Source organism: Specibacter sp. NPDC078692 (assembly GCF_040686835.1).
Classification (GTDB): Bacteria; Actinomycetota; Actinomycetes; order Actinomycetales; family Micrococcaceae; genus Specibacter.
The window spans coordinates 104,091-118,057 of sequence record NZ_JBFBLV010000004.1 but is presented as its reverse complement, the minus strand read 5'-3'; the positions used below and the strand labels follow the sequence as shown (position 1 = coordinate 118,057).

The following is a 13,967-nucleotide window of genomic DNA, read 5'->3' as shown; positions in this document are numbered from 1 at the left end:
CGGCTATGTTCTTTCCAATTGCAGAATTAGTTGCGAAATATTTCGAAACGTATGAATGTCCCACGCGTCATCAGCAGTTCCCGAAGCCACGCACTCACTACCTATCAATGGAGATATGAAATGGAACAGAAAACAACCTCTCGCCGCTCCTTCCTCACCCTGGCCGGACTTGCCCCACTGGCCGTCTGGGGCCTCAGCGCCTGCGGAACCTCCGGCCCCGGCGGAGACACGGGAGCCGCCGGAACCGCCAGCATGTGGTCGCTGACAGGACCTCCCGGTGAGACCATCCGCAAGAATTCCGTTGACGCCTTCAATAAGGCCAACGCAGACGCCCAGGTCAAACTTACCTTCTTCCAGAACGATGCCTTCAAGACCAAGATCAAGACCGCCATCGGCGCCGGTGAGGCTCCCACCATGATCTACGGATGGGGCGGCGGCGGATTGAAGACCTACGCACAAGCCGAACAGGTGATTGATTTGACGTCCTGGCTCGAGGAGAACCCCAAGGTCAAGGACAAGCTGTTCCCGTCTGCCTTTGGCGCAGCGACAATTGATGGCAAGATCTACGCTCTGCCCAATGAAACCGTGGCACCCATCATCCTCTTCATCAACAAGACACTCTTTGAGAAGGCAGGCGCCCAGCCGCCCAAGACCTGGGATGACATGATGGCCCTGACCAAAACGTTCAACGATCTTGGCATCGCACCCATCTCGCTTGCCGGCCAATCCCGCTGGACCTCGATGATGTGGTTGGAGCTCATGTTCGACCGTATTGGAGGCCCGGAGGTCTTCAACGACATCTTCGCCGCGAAGGAAAACGCCTGGTCCAACCCAGCGGCCATTGAGGCCTTGACGAAGATCCAGGACCTGGTCTCCGCCAACGGTTTCATCAAGGGCTTCAACTCCATCACCGCAGATTCCAACGCCGATCAGGCGCTGCTCTACACCGGCAAGGCTGCCATGATGCTCCATGGTGCGTGGACCTACGGTGGGATGAAGGCCGACGGCGGCGACTTTGTTCCCGGCGGAAACTTGGGTTGGGTTGATTTCCCCACAGTGGCTGGCGGAAAGGGCGATCCAAAGAACGGGGTGGGCAACCCCGGTCAGTACATGTCCATCTCCGCCAAGGCAACCGCGGAGGAACAGGCCACGGCCAAGAAGTACTTCGCCGAAGGACTCCTGAGCCCGGCCGAGGTCACCGCCTGGATTGAATCCGGAGCAGTGCCCATTGTTGTCGGCATTGAAGACCAGCTGGCTGCTACGGCAGACAAGGACTTTTTGACGTACGTCTACAACACTGCCAAGGATGCTCCGAACTTCCAGCAGTCCTGGGATCAGGCCCTGAGCCCAACAGCTGCCGAAGCATTGCTGAACAACATTGATCAGCTGTTTACCAAGTCAATTACGCCGGAAAAATTTGCCAGCAACATGAATGCGACTCTTGGCCAATGAGCGCATCCGTGACCACCACTGAGCGAGGCTCAGGAACGCAACGGAAAGGCAGGCGCACTGGCGGGAGCAAAGTAGCTGGAGCTGGTGGGCAGGCTGACAATCAGAAGTCCCACTCCCCCGCTACTGGAGCCTTGAATTGGCTCGTGGTTCCGGCATTAGTACTCTTCCTCGTCTTTGCCATGGTCCCGTTGGCAGGCGTGCTGATCCTCAGTTTTACCGACTGGGACGGCATTGGGGCCATCAATTTCAATGGTGTGGAAAACTGGTTACATTCCTTTAGCGACCCCACCATGTACAAGGCATTGGGCCTGACGTTCCTCATCATGGTCCTCACCTGGGTCATCCAGACGCCCATCAGCCTGCTGCTGGGTACTTTCACGGCAGGATCACAAAAGTACCGGGCCCTATTGGCCGTGCTGTACTTCCTGCCGCTGCTGCTCTCCTCTGCGGCAATTGCCATTGCCTACAAGTCTCTGCTGGATCCCAACTTTGGTCTGGCAGCCGGATTGCACATGCCGATCTTGGCGCAGGACTGGCTGGGACAGCCCCAGTTGGCTCTCGGCGTCGTGATTTTTGTGGTGTCCTGGCAGTTCATCCCCTTCCACACCCTGATTTATCAAGGTGGGGTGCGTCAGATTCCCAAGTCGCTGTATGAGGCGGCGTCCATTGATGGTGCGGGCCGGGTCAAACAGTTCTTCTACATCACGGTGCCACAGCTCAAATACACCATTATCACCTCCTCAACACTCATGGTGGTGGGTGCAGTGACCTACTTTGACATGATCTTTGTGCTGACCGGTGGCGGGCCTGGCAATGCCACCCGCAACCTTGCTCTCGATATGTACCTGACAGGCTTCAAAGCCAACCAGATGGGCCAAGCCAGCGTCACGGCCGTGATCTTGGTGGTGTTGGGGCTCGGTATCGCCTTGTGGCTGCAACGCCTCGGCGGCAAAGACAAAAACGGCAGCCAATTGGAAGGCATGTAACCATGGCAACTACTTTGCCCACACAGGCGAGCCCCACCAAGGGCACTATTGGCTCGGCTCAGGGTGTTGGTGCCCGCCTAAAAAAGTTGAACCTTCCAGCGGGTGCAGCCGGCTGGCTCTGGCTGGCCATCATTATCATCCCCGTCTACTACATTGTGGTGACCTCGTTTAAGTCTCAGGCCGGCTATTTCAGCCAAAACCCCCTGGCCATACCCTCGGACCCAACGCTGGACAACTACAAAATGGTGATTGCCAATGACTTTGGCCGTTACTTCCTGAACAGCGTCATTGTCACATTGGGCGCGACCGTGCCAGCCGTAGGATTCTCCTTTATGGCTGCCTTCGCCATTGTGCGCGGCAAAAGCCGGTTCCTCAAAGGGGTCAACGGCCTGTTCTTAATGGGACTAGCCATCCCGCTACAGGCCACGATCATTCCGGTTTATCTGCTCATCATCAAGATGCACCTCTATGATTCGCTGCTAGCCCTGGTATTGCCGTCCATTGCATTTGCCATCCCCCTTACCGTGTTGATTCTGTCCAACTTCATCAGGGACGTTCCTAATGAATTGTTCGAATCCATGCGACTGGATGGCTGCAGCGAGTGGCAGACCATGTGGCGACTGGCCCTCCCCCTGACCAAGCCGGCCATCGTGACGGTATCCATCTACAACGGCTTGGGCGTCTGGAACGGCTTCCTACTGCCGCTGATCTTGACCCAAAGCCCGGAACTGCGCGTACTCCCCCTGGCACTCTGGACATTCCAGGGCCAGTATTCGGTCAATATTCCTGCCGTTTTGGCCTCCGTGGTCCTGACCACGCTGCCCATCCTGGTGCTTTACATCATTGGCCGACGCCAATTGCTCAGCGGCCTCACCGCAGGTTTCAGCAAGTAGCGCCTCAGCCAAATAGATTTCTCGAAAGGACACTATTCATATGGCACCTCATCTGGCACCGCAGAAAGCTGCCCTGCGTGTGGGAATGGCCGGCTACGCCTTCATGGGAAGCGCCCACTCCCATGCGTGGCGCAACGCGCATCGCTTTTTCGACTTACCTCTCACCCCGGAACTGACGGCAATCGCCGGACGTAAGCAATCCGCCGTCGAACATGCCGCCGCACAGATGGGCTGGGCTTCCACGGAAACTGATTGGCGGGCACTGATTGAACGTGACGATATTGACCTGATCGATATCTGCACGCCCGGAGACACCCACGCTGAAATCGCCATTGCAGCACTGCAGGCCGGCAAGCACGTCTTGTGCGAAAAGCCGCTCGCCAACAGTGTGGCCGAGGCCCAGGAAATGGCTCAGGTCGCGGCGGAGGCGGCCCGCAACGGGGTGTTTGCCATGTGCGGGTATTCGTACCGCCGCACCCCGGCCTTGGCGCTCATGAAAGCTATGATCGCCGACGGCAAGGTCGGGACCATCCGCCACGTTCGCGCCCAATACCTTCAAGACTGGCTCTCGGATGAAAACGCACCCCTGACCTGGCGCATGGACAAGGCCAAATCCGGCTCGGGGGCGCTGGGAGACATTGGCGCACACAGCATCGACGCAGCCCAATTCGTCACTGGCCAACGCATCACCGGCGTCTCCGCCATCATGGAAACCTTCACCACTCAACGCCCCATCGGCGGCGAATTCGTGGGTTTGGGCGGGAATTCCGCCGTGGACGCCAGCACCAAAATGGGACCTGTCACCGTTGATGACGCGGTTATCTTCACTGCAAGGTTCGACGGCGGTCCCATCGGCGTGTTCGAGGCGACCCGTGCCGCTCTAGGCCGAAAAAATGCCATGCGCCTGGAAGTTAATGGCTCGCTGGGTTCCTTGGCGTTCGACTTCGAGGATATGAACTTCCTGCAGTTCTACGATCAACGCGACGAAGCCGGCTCCCGCGGATTCCACCGCATCATGGTCACCGAACCCGAGCATCCCTACGTGGGCAACTGGTGGCCCACCGGGCACGGACTGGGCTACGAGCACGGCTTCACGCACCAAGTGGTGGACCTGGTCACGGCACTAGGCAACAAAACCGAACCCACGCCGTCGTTCGCTGAAGCTTTGGGCGTACAACGCGTCCTTGCTGCGGTGGAAGACAGCGCCCTGAACAACAGCATCTTCACCACAACAGAGGAAAATTCATGACAGAGACAAAAAACGCACTCGTGGTGCGTGGCGGCTGGGACGGACACCAGCCCGTTGAAACCACCGAACTATTCATCCCGTACCTGCGTGCGAACGGCTTTAGCGTCCGCGTCGAAGAAAGCCCGGCCGTCTACGCCGATGCCGACTACATGGCCGGAGTCGATTTGATCGTGCAGTGCAACACCATGACCAGCATAGAGAAGGAGGAATTTGAGGGCCTCCGTGCCGCTGTTGAAAATGGCACCGGCTTGGCCGGCTGGCACGGCGGGATCGCCGATTCGTACCGCAACAACTCAGATTACCTGCATCTGATTGGGGGGCAGTTTGCCTGCCACCCGGGGAATCATCCCGACGAGGCCACGGGCGAACAGTCGGATAACTACGTCCCCTACACCGTCACCATGGCCCCGGCCGCCGCCACCCATCCCATTACCGAGGGTATTGGCGACTTCGATCTGGTGACTGAACAGTACTGGGTCTTGGCAGATGACTACATTGATGTCCTCGCCACTACCACCCAGAAAGTCCGTCCGTGGGACCCCTGGAACCGTGAGGTCACCTCCCCCGCAATTTGGACACGCCAGTGGGGCAAGGGACGCATCTTCGTCTCCACCCCTGGCCACCGTGTAGAAATTCTTGAAGATCCCAACGTCAAAACCATCATCGAAAGAGGCATGTTGTGGGCCAGCCGCTAAATATTCTCACCATCGGCATTGTGGGCTGTGGAAACATCATCACCCAGTATCTACAGACGCTCCCCGCCCTGGACACCCTGCGGTTAGTTGCCGTTGCGGATCTGGATGTGGCGCGAGCACAGGCCGTGGCCGCTGATTTGCCTGGTGTGCGCGCACTCTCGGTGGATGAATTAATGGACGACGACGAGATCCAGTTGGTCTTGAACCTCACCATCCCTGCCGCGCATGCGCAGGTCGCGCTGGCGGCCATCGCAGCGGGCAAGCATGTCTATGGCGAAAAGCCGTTGGCTGCCACGGCCGAGGAGGCGGCCACCGTTTTGGCTGCTGCCGCTGCTGCCGGTGTCACGGTTGGTTGCGCACCGGACACTGTTTTGGGAACGGGCACTCAGACGGCACGCCGCGCCATCGATGACGGGCTCATTGGCAGGCCCATTTCGGCAACAGCCACCATGATGTGCCCCGGGCATGAGCGTTGGCACCCTAACCCGGACTTTTATTATGTGCCCGGTGGCGGTCCGCTGCTCGACATGGGCCCATACTACGTCTCATCCTTGGTGACGTTGTTGGGACCGGTGAAGTCCGTGATTGGTGCTGCCAGCCACACCCGTGATCAGCGCACCATCGGTTCCGGTCCCCGCGCCGGTGAGGAAATCCCCGTATCAACGGACACCCACGTCAGTGGGGTTCTCATTCATGAATCCGGCGCCCTCTCCACCGTGATCATGAGCTTTGACGCCGTGGCAACACAGGCGGCCAATATCGAGATCCACGGCGAAACCGGCTCGCTGATTGTTCCGGACCCCAATAGGTTCGACGGCGAGGTACAGCTGCGCCGCCTGGACGATAGCGAGTGGGAAACGCTGCCCGTTTCGGCAGGCTATGTGGATGGCTCACGCGGCATTGGTCTACATGATCTGGCCGCCACTGCTCCCGGAACGGAACCCCGCGCAGGCGGAGCTCTGGCCTACCACGCACTGGAGGTCATGGAATCGGTGCTGAAGTCAGCTCATACCGGCGCGCTCGTCACCATTGCCAGTACCTGCGAGCGTCCTGCTGCGGTCCCGCTGATTCGCTTGGCCGGTACTGAAATCCTGGCCCGCTCCGCCTAGAACTGAACCACAAGAGAACTGAACCACAAGGGTCCGTCCTAGCGCTGTAGCATTGCGCCAGGACGGACCCTTTTTGGCTGAACCCGGGGCAGGCTAGGCACACGGACGGCGAGCGCCGCGAGTGATCACTACTGTGCCAGCATCTCCTTCTTGATCTCTGCCTTGAGGACCTTCCCTACCTTGGAGCGCGGCAGATCCGTCCAGACTTCGATACGTTTGGGCGTCTTCACGCTTCCCAGCTCGGCCTTGATGAACAAGCGCAGTGCGGCAACATCTACCGCTGCCTTCGGATCGACTTGCACCACGGCAGTGACTGCTTCTCCCCACTTGGCATCGGGCAGCCCCACCACGGCACAGTCCCGCACCCCGGGATAGCGCATGATCGATTGCTCCACCTCCGCGGAGTAAACATTGAAGCCGCCGGAGATGATCATGTCCTTAGCCCGGTCCACAATGAACAAAAAGCCATATTCGTCCAGATATCCAATGTCTCCGGTGTGGTGCCAGCCAAATCTGCTCGCTTCTGCCGTGGCCTCAGGGTTCTTGTAGTAGCCGGCCATGACCAGCGAGCTGCGCACCACGACCTCACCGCGCTCACCCGCGCCTAGAAGTTCTCCGGCGTGGTCCATCACGGCGACTGTCACTAATGGTGCCGCACGCCCAGCTGATGAAAGCCTCTCCACCGCCACGGATCCGTCGGGACGGAAATGCTCCGACGGAGCCAGTGTGGAGATCATCATGGGCGCCTCGGTCTGCCCAAACAGTTGTCCCATCACCGGACCAATGCGTGCCAAGGCCTCCTCTAGCCGAGAGGTGGACATGGGCGCGGCCCCGTACCAGAAGCATTGCAGCGAGGTAAGGTCCCGCTCATCCAGATCCGGCAGCCCCAACAGCATGTAGATCAGTGTGGGCGGTAGAAACGTGTGCGTAACGCGGTGCCGTTCCACCAACACCGCAAACTCGGCAATGTCAGGGCTGGGCATGATGACGATCTCCCCGCCGCGCGCCAGAATCGGAAAGCACAGCACTCCTGCAGCATGCGTCAGTGGTGCCAGTGCCAGATACACCGGCCTACCCACGAACGGGTAGGCCATCAGCACAATGGCCGTCATGGTCTCCACATTGCGGGTGGTGAGCATGACACCCTTGGGTTTACCGGTGGTTCCACCCGTACCCACGATCAGAGCCAAGTCATTGACCAATTCGTCCCGCCCCTGATCCGGCTCCCTGCGCCCACTGTCGGCAGACCCGGTGGCGAGCCAGCGGGCGAAGGAGGTGCCGGCGTCGTCCGTCCCATCGAGACACACCACCGTGGTGAGCTGCGGCAGATCGGGCAAGATGCGCTTAACCATTGCGGCGAAGGATTTCTGGTAAATCAACACCTTGGCGTCAAAGCGATCCAATAGCTCCCGGTTTTCGGCTGCCTCGCTGCGCGGGTTGATGGGACTCCACACGGCACCCACCCGGGAAATACCAAACACCACGGAGACGGCGGTGGGATCATTGGCTGACAAAATGGCCACCGTATCCCCCGGCCCCACACCACTGGCACGCAGGGCAGCATCAATACGCAGGCTCAGCGTCTGTACCTGCCCATAGCTGAGCGTCTCCCCATTAGTGGTGAGGCAGGGGGCATCCCTCCCCAGAGATGCCCCCTTATCCAGATAGTCACTCAGGCGCATGGCTGCTCCTTGCGATCCACGGCATTGCACTCCATGGCATTGTCCTCCACCGCGCCTACGACAGCCGGGTGACGGACGGGTTCAGCACCAGACCGAAGCTGCGCAGTTGGCCCAGCAGGTTCCGGTGCCCAAACGCCTGGCAGGCAGATGCGAAACCCGTGCGCAGCGGCGCCTGCTGCAACAGTGAATACGCCGCATAAGCCTGCAGTAACCCCGTCTGCTTGTAGTTGGAGTTACCGTGGATGACCACATGCGCCCTGCCCAACGGACCGGAGGCCATGACCGAATCCACGGAGTTATTGATCCGGGGGTTCTCCCGAGGCGGCATACCAGCCTGCACGGACCCGGCAATCTGCGCCAACGCAGCCTCCTGAGCCTCTGGATCCAGAGGGCGGATCTGCTCTTCGAACATCTTGGTCGTGGCAATGACGCCCTCCATGACCGCGCGTTCCATGACGCCGCCGGCCACCTTGACGTTGGCCACCCGGGGATCGTTCTTGAACCAGACCGGGTGAGAGGTGCCGCCCCAGGGCACGGCGATGGCCGTTTGGTGCTGACCCGGCACATTCACCTCGAAGGTTGAGGTCGGCGCCCACTGCACATATTCGTTCTGCTGTAGGTAATAGTGGTTGGCCTTCAGGATGGTGAAGATGGTTTGGGTCGAGGCGTACGTGGGGAAGCCGCGCCACAGCACCAAAATGTCCAGGGTGTCCAGACCCGGTTCCTCAAGGGCAATGTTCGCGGCAATCTCACCGGTGGTGTACATCTGGGCGGTGCCAGGGGCCAGCAACAACCCCTTCTGCGCAAACGCAGCACCCCAGGTCTCACAGCAGTGCATCACCCAGTCCTGCTCGCCTGTGGTGTCCAGGTAATGGGCACCCACAGCGAGTGCAGCTTGGACCGCTTCGCCACCGTACTTGATGAACGGACCGACAGTATTGCACACCACCTGTGCGCCGTCGAACAGCTGAGTGAGCGCCTCAACCGTGTGCTCGACCTCAACCACGTCATACTCCACGGTGTCGATGCCCGGCACCTTCTCAACCACCTCACGCACGCGCTCACCGTCACGCCCTGCGGCAATGAACGGCACGTTGAACTCACGCAAGTACTCAATGATGAGCCGTCCGGTGTACCCAGTGGCGCCGTACACAACTACTGGCTTTTTCGCCGATGTTCCCATGATCAAGACCCCATTCCGCCGTCAACGGCCAAGCCGGTTCCGGTGATGAACCCGGCTGCATCGGAGGCCAGGAACACCACGGCGTTGGCCATGTCGCTCTGTTCGCCCAGGTGACCCATGGGCGTTAGCCCCACCACGGAACCCACCGCGGTCTCAACGTCCGGGAATAGGCCAATGTCCACCACATCGGTGGCTAGCTTCATTCCCATGGGATTGCCGATGAGCCCCGGGTACACGCAGTTCACTCGTACCCCGTAGCCAAGAGCTCCGGATTCGGCTGCGGCGATGCGGGTGATCCGGTCCACCGCGGATTTGCTGCCCGAATAGCCGGACAACGCAGGGAAGGCGATCAGGGCTGAGACCGAGGCGATGTTGACCACGGCGCCACCCTTACCCGCGGCGCCGTCGGGCTTCATGGCTTTGAACGCGTTCTTTATGCCCAGCGAGGTGCCCACCACATTCACATCCAGCATCTTGCGTAGCGCAGCCGGGTCAAAGTCGATCAGTAAGCTGGTGACTTCGATGCCGGCATTGTTCACCAGGATATCCAAGCCGCCCAGGGCCGAAATGACCTGCGGCATGGCGGTGTTCCAACTGGCCTCATCCGTGACGTCAAGGTGGACGAAGGTGGCCTGCGCACCGTCAGCCCTTAGCTCGGCTGCCTTGGCTTCCCCTGCCACGGCATTCACATCTCCAAGAACGACGGCGGCCCCCGCCTTTGTCAGTGCCGTGGCGATCGCTGCACCCAGGTTTTGTGCACCTCCGGTCACCAGTGCCTTGCGGCCCGTGAGCAAAAAATGGTTCATCTAGAACTCCTCCTTGAGTTTGACGCGCCAATCCCACCCCCATGCCGCTTGCGAGGGGGGGTAGTCACCGGCCACTCCGCTCACCATAAGACGGACGATGAAGCGCTGTCTAGCCTTTTTTGGACAGTTGTATAAATTCTCCTTTCCACGTGGGCCGGGCACGGCTCATGTCCGGATCGCTGATTAATCCGGGTTCTTCGGGCTATAGTGGCGATAGAACGGAGGCATTATGACCCATCGAAACGTTGCCATCAGAGCTGCCGAATCGAATGCCGGCTCCGATGTCGCCAGCGCCGATGCCCTGAGTTCTGAGAGTCGGCAGGCGGAAAAGTTTGAGGTGCGCCGCGCCGAGCTGGCCGCCGCTGCATTGGCTACCTTGTCCGAGTTCGGTTACGCTCGCACCAGCTTGCGGGAGATTGCCCAGAAGTCCGGATTTTCGCACGGTGTCTTCCACTATTACTTCCGCGACAAGGTAGAGCTCATCACCTACTGTGTGCGCGAATACAAGCTCGCCTGTGTAGGGCATTATGACGCAATAACATCCAACGCGACCTCTGCTGAGCAAGTGCGTTTGGCTTTCGCTGCAGCCTTGTCCGCCTCGGCTCGCGACGACACCGCCATGCACCGGCTTTGGTACGACCTGCGCAATCAGAGCATGTTTGCCGACGACTTCCAGGCCGATGTTACCGAAGTAGACATCAGTCTCGAGACCATGATCTGGACCGTTGTCAGTTGCTATGCAGCCTTCCATGACACCGAAATAGCCTTGCCACGGCGCACTGTCTACGCCCTCATCGATGGCATGTTCCAGCAGTGCTTGCTTGACCTCCATGCGGGAAATCTGGATGCGCCAGCTACCCTTCAGCAAGGAGTCTGGCAGCTATTCCCCCGTCTCCTGGCGGGGTTCGGGATCCCCTGACATGGCCTAACTGCCGGCTCGCGGATATCGGGGACGCGCAGGCAACCGCACCCGCTTCAGAGCACGAACATTCACGGCAAACCTCAAGGTTTCAGCGCCGCAAAAAATACGGCTACCGGCACTAAGGGCCCGTATAGTTAGTCACACTATGGACGACCCCCCAACACATATGCCCTGGCCCCTCTCCCTATCTGCCGGATTGATTCCGGCACCCACAGGAGAGGGGCGCCTCAATGTATGAATGGATCATGATCGGCATTGGCTTGGTCCTCACCGTGGGTACCGGCTTGTTCGTTGCCTCCGAGTTCGCGCTGGTAAATCTGGACCGCAACGACCTTGAAGCCCGCGCCGCGCGCGGGGAAAAACGTCTGGGCCCCACCATCAAAGCCCTGAAGATCACCTCCACGCACCTCTCCAGCGCCCAACTGGGCATCACCCTCACCACCCTGCTCACCGGCTATACCTTTGAACCAGCTATCAGTTCCCTGCTGCGCGGCCCGTTGCTGGGGGCAGGTGTTCCGGAAGCGATCGTGCCAGGCATCGGCGCAGTGATAGGCATCTTCATTGCCACGGTGTTCTCCATGATCATTGGCGAGCTGGTTCCCAAGAACTTCGCACTCGCCCTTCCGTTGGCCACAGCCAAGGTAGTGATTCCCTTTCAGGCGTTGTTCACCACCGTCTTCAAGCCCGTGATCCTCTTGTTCAACAACACCGCCAACGGGATCATTCGGTCCTTCGGCATCGAGCCGAAGGAAGAGCTCTCCGGCGCACGCAGCGCCGAAGAACTCAGTTCGTTGGTTCGCCGCTCTGCTCTGGAGGGGGTCCTGGACCAGGACCACGCCACGCTGCTGCATCGCACGCTGCGCTTCTCCGAGCTCAGCGCCGCCGATGTGATGACGCCGCGCGTGCGCATGGTCGCCGTGGACGCGGAGCACCACGCCGAGGACATCATTACTCTGGCCATCCAAACAGGATTCTCCCGTTTCCCGGTGATCGGCCGGGACCGCGACGAGATCTTGGGCGTGTTGCACGTCAAGGCGGCCTTTGCCCTGCCCATGGAACAACGCACGACGCACCTTGCCACTTCTCTGATGCATGCACCATTACGGATCCCCGAATCCATGGGCGTTGAATCACTCTTAGGACTACTGCGCCAGCAGGGCCTGCAGGTCGCCATCGTCTCCGATGAACACGGCGGAACCGCCGGAATCGTCACTCTCGAGGATCTCGTGGAGGAGATCGTCGGGGAATTGGAGGACGAACATGACAAGGTCCGTGTCGGTGTCGTGAAAACCGGACGATCAGTGATCTTTGATGCCTCTCTGCGCCCGGACGAGCTGCTGGACCGCACCGGGATTAAAGTTCCGGACGGCGAGCAATATGACACCCTGGCAGGTTTCGTCACTGACCAACTGGACAGAATCCCCGAACTCGGCGACCAAGTGTCCCTCTCAGAGGGCACCCTGCGCGTTGAACGCGTATTGGGAACCCACATCGAGCGCTTGAAATTCACTCCGTTGGACCCTTCCCGGAGCGAACACGACCAGATCATCGAGAACATGACCCAGGACCTAACCCATGAGTGAATATCTTCCCGGAATCATCTGGCTCGTCGTGCTGCTGGTCATCAACGCCTTCTTTGTCGGCGCGGAATTCGCCGTCATATCCGCCCGCCGTTCGCAGATCGAGCCCAAAGCTGAGGCCGGTTCCAAGGCAGCGAAAACTACCCTCTGGGCCATGGAACATGCGACATTGATGCTGGCCACCAGCCAGCTGGGCATTACCGTGTGTTCCTTGGTGATCTTGAATGTCTCCGAGCCCGCGATCCACCATCTGCTCGAAATCCCGCTTGGCTTAACCTCCCTGAGCGCGGAGACTATCGGCATCATCGCGTTCATCGCGGCGCTACTGCTGGTCACCTTCTTGCACGTGGTGATCGGCGAAATGGTCCCGAAGAACATTTCCTTCTCGGTACCTACACGTGCAGCCCTGATCCTGGCTCCGCCGCTGGTCATGGTGGCCCGCATCGTCAAACCGGTGATCTGGAGCCTGAACGGCATCGCCAACGCCATCCTGCGCCTCTTCCGGGTGGAGCCCAAAGACGGGGCCACGAGTGCCTACACCCTGGATGAGGTGGCAGGCATCGTGGAGCAATCCACCCGTGACGGGATGCTCGACGACGTCAGCGGCACGCTGAGCAAGGCGTTTGAGTTCACCACCAAGAAGGTCTCCGATGTTGAGGTTCCACTCCGTGACATGGTCCTGTTGCCGGAGGGTTCTTCCCCCGCCGACATTCAGTCTGCGGTGGCCAAACACGGGTACTCCCGCTACATCCTTGTGAATGCTGACAGGGAACCTGTTGGTTACCTGCACCTGAAGGACGTCATGGACTTAACCACGGCCCAGAAGCTTTACGAGGCGGTTCCGGCGAAGCGAATTCGAGCATTGGCCTCCACGTTCAGCGGTCATGAGCTCGAAGATGCCTTGGCGGTTATGCGCCGAACCGGTGCCCACGTGGCAAGGGTGTTCGATGCGGAGGGGAACACCACAGGTGTGCTCTTCCTGGAGGACATCATCGAGGAACTGGTCGGCGAGGTGCAGGACGCCACCAGCGCCTAAGTAGCACGGGCGAGACACCGGCGGGGCTGCAACCTTTCAAGGTTGCAGCCCCGCTTTTTTCGCTCGATTCCCCAAGGCTCTTGCCAGGGCCAGTGGCCAGGGTGGATCTCCTGTTCTAGGGAACGGAAATTTCGCGGAGTTGTTGTGATGCCTTTCTCCAGGCGTTCAGTTGATCTTGACCCGGAGGTCTTTCTGGGCTGGTTGCCCAATCTTCTAGGACTTTTCCGCCAGTGGATTCTCCTAGGAACTTGATGTCACGCTTTTTTGGACTCGGTAGCCATTTTGGCGCCGATTTGTTCGGCGTGCGGAACGTCGGCGATTTCTGTGAGGTAGGCCTGCGCGAACCTATCCGCCGTTGATACGGCTGCCTAGGA

At 59.6% G+C, this 13,967-nt stretch carries 12 protein-coding genes; 9 read left to right on the top strand and 3 right to left on the bottom strand.

Going from position 1 to position 13,967, the window contains the following annotated elements; genetic code table 11:
- Positions 1-120 precede the first annotated feature (120 nt).
- The 6 genes from AB0O97_RS04540 to AB0O97_RS04515 are packed head-to-tail and all read left to right on the top strand — an operon-like array spanning position 121 to position 6,384.
- Positions 121-1,452 (top strand): extracellular solute-binding protein, encoded by a 1,332-nt coding sequence (locus AB0O97_RS04540; protein ID WP_363880422.1) that lies wholly within the window; start codon positions 121-123, stop codon positions 1,450-1,452.
- A complete protein-coding gene (locus AB0O97_RS04535) occupies positions 1,449-2,438 on the top strand; it encodes a sugar ABC transporter permease (protein ID WP_363880419.1) in 990 nt (329 codons plus the stop codon). The genes AB0O97_RS04540 and AB0O97_RS04535 overlap by 4 nt, the downstream gene beginning before the upstream one ends.
- Before the next feature lie 2 nt (positions 2,439-2,440).
- Positions 2,441-3,331 carry a carbohydrate ABC transporter permease gene (locus tag AB0O97_RS04530; protein WP_363880416.1) on the top strand — a complete coding sequence of 297 codons (891 nt, stop codon included), beginning with the start codon at positions 2,441-2,443 and terminating at the stop codon, positions 3,329-3,331.
- Positions 3,332-3,371: 40 nt separating this feature from the next.
- Entirely contained in the window at positions 3,372-4,580 is a 1,209-nt protein-coding gene (locus AB0O97_RS04525; protein ID WP_363880413.1) for a Gfo/Idh/MocA family oxidoreductase, read from the top strand.
- Positions 4,577-5,275 carry a ThuA domain-containing protein gene (locus tag AB0O97_RS04520; protein ID WP_363880410.1) on the top strand — a complete coding sequence of 233 codons (699 nt, stop codon included), beginning with the start codon at positions 4,577-4,579 and terminating at the stop codon, positions 5,273-5,275. The genes AB0O97_RS04525 and AB0O97_RS04520 overlap by 4 nt, the downstream gene beginning before the upstream one ends.
- On the top strand, positions 5,260-6,384 hold the full coding sequence (locus AB0O97_RS04515) for a Gfo/Idh/MocA family oxidoreductase (RefSeq protein ID WP_363880407.1): 1,125 nt from the start codon (positions 5,260-5,262) through the stop codon (positions 6,382-6,384). The genes AB0O97_RS04520 and AB0O97_RS04515 overlap by 16 nt, the downstream gene beginning before the upstream one ends.
- A 128-nt stretch (positions 6,385-6,512) precedes the next feature.
- On the opposite strand, the gene AB0O97_RS04510 is transcribed toward AB0O97_RS04515, so the two are convergent.
- From AB0O97_RS04510 to AB0O97_RS04500, 3 genes are read right to left on the bottom strand one after another with little or no spacing between them, the layout of a single operon-like run.
- Complete coding sequence (locus AB0O97_RS04510) at positions 6,513-8,066, bottom strand: AMP-binding protein (protein ID WP_363880404.1); 1,554 nt, start codon at positions 8,064-8,066, stop codon at positions 6,513-6,515.
- A 55-nt stretch (positions 8,067-8,121) separates the two neighbouring features.
- Entirely contained in the window at positions 8,122-9,249 is a 1,128-nt protein-coding gene (locus AB0O97_RS04505; RefSeq protein WP_363880401.1) for a DUF5938 domain-containing protein, read from the bottom strand.
- Between the two features lie 2 nt (positions 9,250-9,251).
- Positions 9,252-10,055: an SDR family oxidoreductase gene (locus tag AB0O97_RS04500; protein ID WP_363880398.1), complete on the bottom strand. Its 804-nt coding sequence runs from the start codon at positions 10,053-10,055 to the stop codon at positions 9,252-9,254.
- Positions 10,056-10,284: 229 nt separating this feature from the next.
- On the opposite strand from AB0O97_RS04500, the gene AB0O97_RS04495 reads away from it, so the two are divergent.
- From AB0O97_RS04495 to AB0O97_RS04485, 3 genes are all read left to right on the top strand, one after another.
- A complete protein-coding gene (locus AB0O97_RS04495; RefSeq protein ID WP_363880395.1) occupies positions 10,285-10,974 on the top strand; it encodes a helix-turn-helix domain-containing protein in 690 nt (229 codons plus the stop codon).
- A gap of 233 nt (positions 10,975-11,207) precedes the next feature.
- Positions 11,208-12,560 carry a hemolysin family protein gene (locus AB0O97_RS04490; RefSeq protein ID WP_363880392.1) on the top strand — a complete coding sequence of 451 codons (1,353 nt, stop codon included), beginning with the start codon at positions 11,208-11,210 and terminating at the stop codon, positions 12,558-12,560.
- Entirely contained in the window at positions 12,553-13,593 is a 1,041-nt protein-coding gene (locus tag AB0O97_RS04485) for a hemolysin family protein (RefSeq protein ID WP_363840990.1), read from the top strand. The genes AB0O97_RS04490 and AB0O97_RS04485 overlap by 8 nt, the downstream gene beginning before the upstream one ends.
- Positions 13,594-13,967: the final 374 nt, after the last annotated feature.